Here is a 10,134-nt window from a genome sequence, read left to right on the forward strand (position 1 = left end):
CCGCCCCCGACCGGGGGCGGGCCCATCGTCGCGTCGGCCCGCGCGGGGCGCGCGGCCCGCGCCCGGACCGGGCGGGGCCGCTCAGGCCGGGCGGCGTTCGTGGTCCTTGACGTAGCTGCCCGGGGTGCAGCCGAAGTACCGCCGGAACGCCAGGATGTAGCCGTTGGTGCTGGTGAAGCCCACCCGCGCCGCCACGTCCCCGACGAGCCGGCCCTCCTCCAGCAGGCACAGGGAACGGTTGAGCCTCAGCCGCGTGCGCCATTCCGAGAAGGCCATCCCCGTCTCGGCCAGGAACGCCCTGCGCAGACTGGTGGAGCTGGTGTAGAGGCCGGCCGCCCACTCGGTGGCGGTGCGCGGGTCGTCCGGCGTGCGGGACAGCTCCCGGGCGACGGCGGCGGCGTTGGCGCTGGTGGGCCGGGGCAGCGGAAGGCTGTCGGGGTGGGTGGCGCACAGCCGGGCGAACACCTCGTGCTCGCTCTCGGGGCCCTGCGTGCTGCGCAACCGGGCCAGCAGCAGCCTGCGCTGGTCGTCCGTCACGCCGACCGGGGTGACCTCCGCGTAGGGCAGCGGGTACGCGTCCGCCTCGAAGCCCTCGACCGCGATGACCGCGTCCTCGCTGAAGCGCGCCGCGTGCACGACGCCGGCCGGTATCCACAACGCCGCCGCGGCGCTGACCTCGTAGTCGCGCCCCAGGGCCGACACCGTCACCCGCCCCATGGGGACGTAGAGGAACTCGTGGAAGGTGTGGACGTGCGGCGGGTGCCCGTTCGCGTCGATCACCCCGTCGTGGACGTCGTCGACCTCGACGTCCCGGTGCCCGCGCTCCGCTGCCACGGCCGTCGACTCGGCCATCTCGCCCTCCCCTTCGTACGGTTCGCGACCGCGGTCCCTGAGTGGGAGGGTTCCGCCCCCTCCGTTGGACCAGGCCTACATTGGTAAGGCTAACCTAACTACACAATTGCTCGTACGAGGAGTTCCGGAACACCCATGACCCCAACCGCCCCGCCGGTGACGGCACCACCACCGGCACCCGCGAAAGCACGCCTTTCCCGCGGCACCTCGGTGCTGCTCGCGGCCGGCCTGCTCCTCGTGGTGGTGGTCGTCGCGAGCATCGGCCTCGGCGCCCGCGACATCAACGCCCTGGACATCCTCCGGATCCTCCTCCACCCCGGCGGCACCGGGTACGACCACGACGTCCTGTGGACCGAACGGATCCCCCGCACCCTCCTCGGGCTGGCGGTCGGCGCCTCGCTGGGGGCCTCCGGGCTCCTGATGCAGGCGCTGACCATGAACCCGCTGTCCGACCCCGGCGTGCTGGGCGTCGAACAGGGCGCCGCGACCTTCGTCGTACTCGGCATCCTCCTCCTCGACGTCGCCGACGCGGCCTCGTACTTCTGGCTGGCCCTCCTCGGGTCGGCCGTCACCGCCGCCCTGGTCTACCTGATCGGCACCCGCACCAACGCGGGCAGCACCACCATCGGCCTGGTCCTGGCCGGCGTCGCCATCGCCGCCGTCCTGACCTCGCTGATCACCCTGCTCGTCGTCCGCGACGAGGCCCTCTACTCCTCCCTGCGCTTCTGGTCGGTCGGACAGCTCGCCGGGCGCTCCCAGGTGCTCGCCGAGATCACCCCCTTCGCCGTCGCGGGCCTGCTGCTCGCGCTGCCGCTCGGACGTACGCTCAATCTGCTCAGCCTCGGCGAGGAGACCGCCCGCGGCCTCGGACTCCAGGTGCAGCGGGCCCAGTTGGCCACGGCCGCGGTCGCCGTCGCCCTGTGCGCCGCGGCCACCGCCGCCGTCGGCCCGGTCGCCTTCGTGGGCCTCGTCGCGGCACACGTGGCCCGCATGCTCGTCGGCGCCGACCACCGCTGGTCGCTGCCCCTGTCGATGCTGTGCGGGGCGATCCTCCTCGTCGGCGCGGACACCGTGGGCCGCGTGGTCCTCGACCACGGCGAGGTCCAGGTCTCCGTGATGACCGCCATCGTCGGCACCCCCTTCTTCGTGTGGCTGGCCCGCCGCCGCGACCTGGTCCGGATGTGAACGCCATGACCGGCACCCGCGTCACCGCGCACGCCCCCTCACCGGATCCCGTCGTGGCCGAGCCCGACGCCGTCAGGGCCACCGCGGCCCGACTGCGCCGCACCCGGCTCGCCGCGGGCCGCAGGGCCGCCGTGCTCGTCACCCTCATGGTGCTCGCCCTGCTCGCCCTGCTGGTGGCCTCCGTGCTCCTGGGCGGCCTGCGCAACATCCCCGCGGGCGACGTCCTGCCCGCCGCCTTCGGGCAGCGGACCGGGCTGGCCGACTACGTCATCCACCGCATCCGGTTGCCCCGAGCCCTGGCCGCGCTGCTCGCCGGAGCCCTGTTCGGGCTCTCCGGAGCGCTCTACCAACGGCTCATCCGCAACCCCCTCGCCACCCCGGACATCGTCGGCATCTCGGCCGGCGCGGGCGCCGGCGCGGTGACCGTGCTGCTGTTCGCCCCCGCGATCCCCTTCGGGGTGGAGGCCGCCGCCCTGGGCGGCGCCTTCCTCCTGGTGGGCCTCGTGATGGCGCTGAGCCGGCGCGGCGGCCGGGTGGACACCTTCCGCCTGGTGCTGATAGGCATCGGCATGGCGGCCGTCTGCACCGCCTACGTCAACTACCTGTTCTCCCTGGCCGGACAGCACAGCATCGCCCAGGTGACCCGCTGGCTCGTCGGCAGCGTGAGCGGCGCCACCTGGGACGGGGTCACCACCCTCGCGGTCGCCTTCGCCCTGTGCGCCCTGTGCGCGGCCCCCCTCGGCCGGGCCCTGCACGCCATGTCCCTGGGCGACCAACTCGCGGCCGGGCTCGGCACCAGGGTGGCGTCGGCCCGTACGGCGGCGCTGCTGCTCGGCGCGGCCGCCGCGGCCCTGGCCACCAGCGTGACCGGCCCGATCGGCTTCGTGTCCCTGGTCGCCGGACCCATCGCGGTCCGGCTGGTCGGCGGCGACCGGTCCCTGTTGCTCGCCGCCCCGATCGGCGCGGTCATGGTGCTCGGCGCCGACGTACTGGCCCAGCACGGCCCGCTGATCAGCCCGGTGCCCACGGGAGTCCTCACGGCGCTGCTCGGCGCCCCCTACTTCATCTGGCTGATTCTCCGCCGCAGGCAAGGAGCCACCTCATGACCAGCACCGCGGCCCCGGGCCTGGCGGCCCGGTCCATCACCGCCGGCTACGAACGCAAGCAGGTCATCGAGGACCTCAGCCTGGACGTGGCCACCGGCGAGATCACCGCCCTGGTCGGCCCCAACGCCTGCGGCAAGTCGACGCTGCTGAAGTCGCTGGCCCGACTGCTGCCGGTCGCGGCCGGATCCGTCCTGCTGGACGGCAACGACATCCACGCACTGCCCACCCGCGAGGTGGCCCGCCGGCTGGGCATCCTGCCGCAGTCGCCGATCGCCCCCGAGAGCATCACCGTCGGGGACCTCGTCTGGCGGGGCCGCCATCCGCACCAGCGGTTCGGCCGACGGCGTACGGCCTCCGACGACGAGGTCATCGCCCGGGCGCTCACCGCGACCGGCACGGCCGAGCTGATCGGACGGCCCGTGGACCAGCTCTCGGGCGGTCAGCGCCAGCGGGTGTGGATCGCCCTGGCCCTCGCCCAGGAGACGCCCACCCTGCTGCTGGACGAACCCACCACCTACCTCGACATCGCGCACCAGATCGAGGTCATGGACCTGCTCGCGGATCTCAACGAGCAGTCCTCCAAGACCATCGTGCTGGTCTCCCACGACCTCAACCAGGCCGCCCTGTACGCCTCGACCATCGTCGCCATGCGCGACGGTCGGATCGTCCGCCAGGGCACGCCCGAGGAGGTCCTCACCGAACGGACGGTCCGCGAGGTCTTCGGACTGGACTGTCTGGTCGTCCCCCATCCCCGCTCCGGCCGGCCCCAGATCTTCCCCCTGGGCCGACGCACCACCCCCTAGGAGAACAGTCCCCGTGTCCACCTTCGCCAGAACCCGCGGCGCGGCCGCCCTCACCGCCGGCGCCGTCTCCCTCGCCCTGCTCACCGCCTGCGGCGGCTCCACCGAGAAGGCGGCCGACGACAAGCCCGCCGCCGGCGCCTCCGCCGAGGCCGGCAAGGGCGCCTTCCCGGTGGCCCTGAAGAACGCCTGGGGCAACACCGAGGTCAAGAAGAAGCCCCTGAAGGTCGCCACCGTCTCCGACGGCGACACCTCCATCGCGCTCGCCCTCGGCGTGGTCCCCGTCATCACCCCTGACGTCGAGGACGGCGGCAAGGTCCCCGAGTACAAGCAGCGCGCCATCGACAAGCTCGGCGCCGGCAAGCTCAAGACCTACGACGACACCGACGGCACCGCCTACGAGGCCATCGCCGCCGAGGCCCCCGACGTCATCCTGGGCGTGAACACCTGGGAGATGGACAAGGACTACGACAAGCTCTCGCCGATCGCGCCGGTCGTCACCTACACCGACAAGAAGCAGGCCGACACCATGACCTGGCAGGAGCGGCTGAAGACCGCCGCCAAGGCGCTGGGCCTGGAGGCCAAGGCCGAGGAGGTCATCGCCGCGAGCGCCAAGGTCACCTCCGACGCCGCCGCCGCGCACCCCGAGTTCAAGGGCAAGACCTACACCTACACGGTGGTCCACCCCGAGCAGATCAGCTTCATGTCCTACGGGGCGCAGGACCCGGGCGTCTTCGAGCAGCTCGGCTTCACCAAGACCGACAAGGCGAAGAACTACGCGCCCGACAAGAACGGCGTCAGCCTGGAGAACCTGGACCAGCTCGACGCGGACGTGCTGCTCCTCACCTACCCCTTCGGCGACCGCGGCGTGATCAGCCCGGCCGAGCTGGAGGGCAACAAGCTCTTCCAGTCGCTGAACGCGGTGAAGAACAAGCACCTCGCGGTGATCCCGTCCGAGACCAACCTCGCCTCCTCCCTGGCCTACCCGGACCCGCTCAACGCCCCCTGGGTCGTCGAGAAGCTGACGCCGATCCTGGCCAAGGCCGTCGCCGGCCAGTAGGACCCGAGCCCCACGACGGCCGGCCCGCGCACCGACGCGGTCCGGCCGTCGTGGGCCGCCCGCGCACCGCACCGTCCCGTCGGCCGCCCCCGCGGCCGGTCCCCGTAAGGAGCCCCCATGTCGAGCCGCAACCCCCGTACGCTCGTCACCTTCCCCATCGTGCTGCGGGAGCTGACCGTACTGCGCGTCGCGGACGTCACCCCCGGGATGCGGCGGGTGACGCTCGGCGGACCCCAGCTGGCCGCCTTCACCAAGGACGGGCTGGACCTTCCGGCCCTGCGCACCGAGGGTTTCGACGACCACGTGAAGTTCTTCTTCGGGCAGGACGGGAACGCCCCCGTGCTGCCCGGCCAGAACGTCGCCAGTCTCGACTGGCCGACCGACGCCCGGCCGCTCACCAAGGACTACACGCCGGTGCGCTTCGACCCGGAGGCCGGCGAGATCGACTTCGACTTCGTCAACCACCCCGGGGGCGTCGCCTCCTCCTGGGCCCGGGACGCCAAGCCCGGTGACGTCACCTGGATCGCCGGCCCCAAGATGTCGCACGGCCACCCGGAGGGCGCCGACTGGCTGTTGGCCATCGGCGACGAGACGGCCCTGCCCGCCATCGCCCGCTGGCTGGAGGAGATGCCGGAGGGCACCGTCGCCCGCGTGTTCGTCGAGGTGGGCGAGGAGAGCCACCGTCAGGAGCTGCCGACCCGCGCCGACGCCGAGATCACCTGGGTGGTGCGCGACGGCGCCCCCGCCGGCGGCACCGACCTGCTGGAGCGGGCCGTGCGCGCGATGACCTGGCTGCCGGGCACCGTGTTCGCCTGGGCGGCCGGCGAGGCCGTGACCCTCAAGGGCATCCGACGCCACCTCGCGGTGGACCGCGAGGTCCCCCGCGAGCGGACGCACATCACCGGGTACTGGCGGCGCACCGAGCCGGTGGTCGCCCCGGGCGCGGAGGTCGAGGACGACGACGCGCACGAGCGGCTGCACGAACTGACCGAGATCGCGCCGGGCCTGGCGATCCGCGCCGCCGTCACCGTGGGCCTGGTGGACCTCGTCTACCAGGGGGTGCGCACGACGGAGGAGCTGGCGGCCCGCACCGGCACGCGGCCGGGGACGCTGGGGGCGCTGCTGACGTACCTGGTGTCCCTGGAGGTGTTCGCGCACGACGCCGAGGGCTACCGGCTGACCCCGGTCGGCGAGGAACTCGTCGAGGACGACCACTCGTTGGCCGAGTACGACCTGCGGGGCGCGCAGGCCGCCCTGGACCTGTCGCTGGTGGGCCTCCCCGAGGCGCTGTGGACCGGCCGCCCCGGCTACCGCACCGCCGCGGGCGCCCCGCTGGCCGAGGCCATGGCGACGGACGAGCGGCTGGGCGGTTCGGCGCGGGAGGCGGTGGAGGACGAGGCCCTGTGGATCGCGGGCGGGGTGGTCGAGGCCTACGACTGGGCCTCGGTGGAGTCCTTGACGGCGGCCGGACACGGCGCCGGAGCCGTGGTCAACACCCTCCTGAAGGCCTTCCCGTCGCTGCGCGCGAGGATCTCCGCGCAGCCGTCGGCGCTGGGCGTGGTCCGGGAGCGGGTCCTGCACACCGAGGTGCTGCCCCGGGTCGAGCTGCTGCCCACGACGGGTACGGTGCCGCCCGGCGACCGCGCCGTCCTGCTGTGCCGGCTGCTGGAACTGCTGCCGGAGGAGGACGCGGTGCTCGCGCTGCGCGAGAGCGCGCTCGCGCTGCCGGCCGGGGGCGAGCTGCTCCTGGTGGAGCCGGTGCGGGGCCAGGACCCCGAGGACGAGGAGGCGGCCCTGCACCACCTGCGGCTGGCCGCGGCCTTCGGCTCGGAGCTGCGCACCGAGGCCGGGTACGCGCGGCTGGTGGAGCGGGCCGGGCTGAGCGTGCGCGCCGTCACCGACATCGGCTGGGACCACCGCCTGTGGGTGCTGACCGGGGCGGCGTGACGCCGTCGCGCTGACGCCGTCGCGGTGCGCCCCGCCGGCGTGCCCCTCGGCGCCGGCGAGCCGGCCCGGGCCCCGTGTCGGCGGGGTGCGGGCCGGCTCGCCGTGTCGGGTCGGCCCGCCGCGTCAGGCCGGTTTGCCCGTCTCGCGGCCGTCGACGTACGTCGCGACCACCTCGATGTCCCCGATGCACGAGACGTCCACGCCCAGCGGGTCGTCCCCGAGGACGACGAGGTCGGCGCGTTTGCCGGGGGTGAGGCTGCCCAGGGTGTCCTCCCAGTGGCAGGCGTGGGCGCCCGCGACCGTGTAGGCGTGCAGGGCCTCCCGGACGGTGACGGCCTCGTCCGGGCCGATCGCCCGCCCGGAGCCGGACGCCCGCTCGACCATGAACTGGATCGCCCTCAGCGGGGATCCGTCCGTCACGGGTCGGTCGGAACTGCCGACCAGGGGGACCCCGTGGTCGAGGAAGCCCCTGCCCCGGTAGAGCCACGGCGCGCGGTGCGCGCCCATGATGTCGGCGTAGTCGTCGCCGAACGAGCGCAGGAAGTGGGGCTGGACGACCGCGGCGACGCCGAGCCGCGCGAACCTCGGCAGCTGGTCGGGGCGGACCAGGCCGGCGTGCTCGACGCGGTGGCGGGCCTCGGGCCGGGGGCGCAGGCGTTGGGCGCGTTCCAGGGCGTCCAGGGCCAGGTCGACCGCGCGGTCCCCGATGGCGTGGACGGCGAGCTGCCAGCCGGCCAGGTGGCCGTCCACGATCGTCCGCGTGAGGGCCTCGGGGTCCTCCTGCAACTGGCCGGCGTGCTCCGAGCCCTCGTACGGGGCGCTCAGCGCGGCCGTGCGCGCCATCATCCCGCCGTCGGTGTAGACCTTGAGCGCGCCGACGGACAGCCACGCGTCGCCGAATCCGGTGCGCAGGCCGAGATCGAGCGCGGCGGGGATGCCGTCGGCCTCGTGCGCGGCGACCGGACGCAGCCGGTCCGCGGAGACCATGAGCTGCACCCGGAGCGGCAACAGGCCGCTTTCCCGCGCGAGTTGATAGGCGCCGAGCTCGACCGGGCTGTGCCCGAAGAGGGCTCCGCCGATGCCCGCCTCGGCGCAGGCGGTGACCCCCTCGGCCAGGCAGGTGCGGGCGGCCCGTCCGATCGCCTCCGCCAACTCACGCTGGGCGTAGGGCAGTCGCAGGGCGCGGGCGGCGCCCATGGCGCCCTCGGCGAGGAAGCCGTCCTCGTGGGGGACGGCCGGGTCGAGCAGGTCGAGGACGGCGGTGTTGACGACGCAGCCGTGGCCGGAGTCGTGCAGCACGAACACCTTGCGCCCCCGGCTCACCGGGTCCAGTTCGGCGGCGGTCAGGTGGCGCCCCAGGGGCCGCTGGTCGTATCCCGCGAGGCTCACCCAACCGTCGGGCGCGTCCTGGCGGGCGACGGCCTCGGCCACGACGGCGAGGACCTCGTCGATCCGGGTGAGGCCCGCGATGCTCGCCGTGGTCTGCTTGAGGCCGGTCCAGGCCAGGTGGACGTGGGCGTCGACGAATCCGGGCAGCACCGTGGCCCCCTGGAGGTCGATCACCTCGCGCGCGGGCAGGCCGGCCACGGCCTCGTCCAGGCCGACGATCCGGCCGCGCCAGACGCCCAGTTCGCGGGCGAGGGGCCGGTCCGGATCCATGGTGAGGAAGCGGGCGTTCGTCAGCCTGGTGCAGAGCATCAGGGGCGGCCGTCCGCGGAACGGGCGAGGGAGTGGGGGCGCATGTCGGTCCAGTGGGTCTCGACGTAGTCCAGGCAGGCGTCCCGGGTGTCCTCGCCGAAGACGGTGCTCCAGCCGCCGGGTACCGCGGCGAACGCCGGCCAGAGGGAGTGCCTGCCCTCGTTGTTCACCAGGACGAGGAAGCGGCCTTCGGCGTCGTCGAACGGGTTGGTGCTCACGTCCAGTGCCTCCCGGTGGGGTCGGTCGGGTCCATGGAAAGGACACCAACATTAGGTTAGGCTCGCCTAATCGAGACGAGCTTAGCCCTCGCCCCCTCCCCTCACAAGGAGCCCCGGATGTGCCTGCCGACGGTACGGAGGGGCCGCCCGTGACCCCGTTCTCCGCCTACGGGCTGCCCGGTGAACCCGGCGACGAGGCCTTCTGGGCCGCGGCCCGCACGCCCGCCCCCCTCCCCGCCCCCGACGGCGGCTGGACGGCCCTGTTCCTGTGGCGCGGCGCCTCCCCGGCGCGCGTGGACTTCGAGAGCCGGCCCGGTCCCCTGCCCCTGCGCCGGTGGGGCGCGACGGACTGCTGGTACGCCGAGGTCCCCCTGCCGGCGCGGCTGCGGTTGACGTACCGGTTCCTGGTCGACGACGAGGCGTACGCCGACCCGCTCAACCCGCTCGGGGCGGGCGGAGACCGGTCGATCCTCGCCACCCCCGACGCCCCGCCCCAGCCGCACTGGCCCGCGATCGGCCCCGGCGACGTGCTCCCGCTGCCCGACACCCGGATCCGCTGGAACAGCGCACGGCTCGGCGGCCGGCGCACCGTGCGGGTCCACGCGGCGGGCGGCGGCGGGCCGGTGGTCCTGCTCCTCGACGGGGACGACTGGCTCTACCTGCACCCGGCCGTGACGGCCTTCGACGCGGCCGTCGCCGCCGGCGAGATGCCCCCGGTGACCCTGGTCTTCCTGCCCTCGGGGGACCGCCTGACCGAGTTCGGGTGCCGGCCCGAACTGTGGGAGGCGGTGCGCGACGAACTGCTGCCGCTGGTGGCGGAGTGCGGGTTGCCCGCCGACCCGGGGCGCCTGGTGGTCGCCGGACAGAGCCTCGGCGGTCTCAGCGCCCTGTACGCGGCCCTGGAGTTCCCGACCCTGGTGTCCCGCGTCGCGTGCCAGTCGGGGTCGTTCTGGTGGACGCCCGGGGCCATGGAGTCGGCGGACCCGCTGGGCGGCCCGGTCGGCGGGACCCTCGCGGCGCGCCTGCGCGAGCGCCCCGACCTGAGCGGTCTGCGGATCGCCTTCGACGTGGGCGAGCACGAGACGCGGATGCTGCCCCACTGCGCGCTCGCCGAGCGGCTGACCGAGGCCGCCGGGGCGACCGTACGGACCTCCCGGTCGGCCTCGGACCACGACCGCGCCGGCTGGCGCCACGCCCTCCTGCGGGACATCGCCTGGGCCCTGGGTTAGCCGGCCCGCCGGCCGCCCCCGGCGGCCCCCGGCCGGGCC

General features: G+C 74.3%; 9 protein-coding genes. 6 read left to right on the forward strand and 3 right to left on the reverse strand.

Annotated features, from left to right (window positions below; translation table 11 throughout):
• Nucleotides 1-81: 81 nt before the first annotated feature.
• Complete coding sequence (locus AB0D01_RS31305) at nt 82-852, reverse strand: AraC family transcriptional regulator (RefSeq protein ID WP_363061171.1); 771 nt, start codon at nt 850-852, stop codon at nt 82-84.
• A gap of 135 nt (nt 853-987) precedes the next feature.
• Between AB0D01_RS31305 and AB0D01_RS31310 the strand changes: the two genes are divergently transcribed.
• The 5 genes from AB0D01_RS31310 to AB0D01_RS31330 all read left to right on the forward strand — a co-directional run bounded on the left by AB0D01_RS31310 (nt 988) and on the right by AB0D01_RS31330 (nt 6,950).
• Nucleotides 988-2,037 carry an iron ABC transporter permease gene (locus AB0D01_RS31310; RefSeq protein ID WP_363061173.1) on the forward strand — a complete coding sequence of 350 codons (1,050 nt, stop codon included), beginning with the start codon at nt 988-990 and terminating at the stop codon, nt 2,035-2,037.
• A gap of 5 nt (nt 2,038-2,042) precedes the next feature.
• Nucleotides 2,043-3,143: an iron ABC transporter permease gene (locus AB0D01_RS31315; RefSeq protein ID WP_363061175.1), complete on the forward strand. Its 1,101-nt coding sequence runs from the start codon at nt 2,043-2,045 to the stop codon at nt 3,141-3,143.
• A complete protein-coding gene (locus AB0D01_RS31320) occupies nt 3,140-3,946 on the forward strand; it encodes an ABC transporter ATP-binding protein (protein ID WP_363061177.1) in 807 nt (268 codons plus the stop codon). The genes AB0D01_RS31315 and AB0D01_RS31320 overlap by 4 nt, the downstream gene beginning before the upstream one ends.
• A gap of 13 nt (nt 3,947-3,959) precedes the next feature.
• Entirely contained in the window at nt 3,960-5,003 is a 1,044-nt protein-coding gene (locus tag AB0D01_RS31325) for an ABC transporter substrate-binding protein (RefSeq protein WP_363061179.1), read from the forward strand.
• A gap of 117 nt (nt 5,004-5,120) precedes the next feature.
• On the forward strand, nt 5,121-6,950 hold the full coding sequence (locus tag AB0D01_RS31330; protein ID WP_363061181.1) for a siderophore-interacting protein: 1,830 nt from the start codon (nt 5,121-5,123) through the stop codon (nt 6,948-6,950).
• 123 nt (nt 6,951-7,073) lie between these two features.
• On the opposite strand, the gene AB0D01_RS31335 is transcribed toward AB0D01_RS31330, so the two are convergent.
• Both AB0D01_RS31335 and AB0D01_RS31340 read right to left on the reverse strand, forming a co-directional pair.
• On the reverse strand, nt 7,074-8,648 hold the full coding sequence (locus AB0D01_RS31335) for an amidohydrolase (protein ID WP_363061183.1): 1,575 nt from the start codon (nt 8,646-8,648) through the stop codon (nt 7,074-7,076).
• Nucleotides 8,648-8,866, reverse strand: a complete 219-nt coding sequence (locus tag AB0D01_RS31340; RefSeq protein ID WP_363061185.1) for an MbtH family protein — start codon at nt 8,864-8,866, stop codon at nt 8,648-8,650. Before AB0D01_RS31340 ends, AB0D01_RS31335 begins: the two co-directional genes overlap by 1 nt.
• A gap of 149 nt (nt 8,867-9,015) precedes the next feature.
• Here AB0D01_RS31340 and AB0D01_RS31345 point away from each other — a divergent pair, with 149 nt between their 5' ends.
• On the forward strand, nt 9,016-10,095 hold the full coding sequence (locus tag AB0D01_RS31345; protein WP_363061187.1) for an alpha/beta hydrolase-fold protein: 1,080 nt from the start codon (nt 9,016-9,018) through the stop codon (nt 10,093-10,095).
• The last annotated feature ends 39 nt before the right edge of the window (nt 10,096-10,134 follow it).

Source organism: Streptomyces sp. NPDC048606 (genome assembly GCF_040650855.1).
Classification (GTDB): domain Bacteria; phylum Actinomycetota; class Actinomycetes; order Streptomycetales; family Streptomycetaceae; genus Streptomyces.

Coding starts and splice junctions, on each gene's coding strand:
- AB0D01_RS31320 (WP_363061177.1), top strand. CDS start 3,140: ATGACCAGCACCGCGGCCCCGGGCCTGGCGGCCCGGTCCATCACCGCC.
- AB0D01_RS31310 (WP_363061173.1), top strand. CDS start 988: ATGACCCCAACCGCCCCGCCGGTGACGGCACCACCACCGGCACCCGCG.
- AB0D01_RS31335 (WP_363061183.1), bottom strand. CDS start 8,648: ATGCTCTGCACCAGGCTGACGAACGCCCGCTTCCTCACCATGGATCCG.
- AB0D01_RS31305 (WP_363061171.1), bottom strand. CDS start 852: ATGGCCGAGTCGACGGCCGTGGCAGCGGAGCGCGGGCACCGGGACGTC.
- AB0D01_RS31330 (WP_363061181.1), top strand. CDS start 5,121: ATGTCGAGCCGCAACCCCCGTACGCTCGTCACCTTCCCCATCGTGCTG.
- AB0D01_RS31315 (WP_363061175.1), top strand. CDS start 2,043: ATGACCGGCACCCGCGTCACCGCGCACGCCCCCTCACCGGATCCCGTC.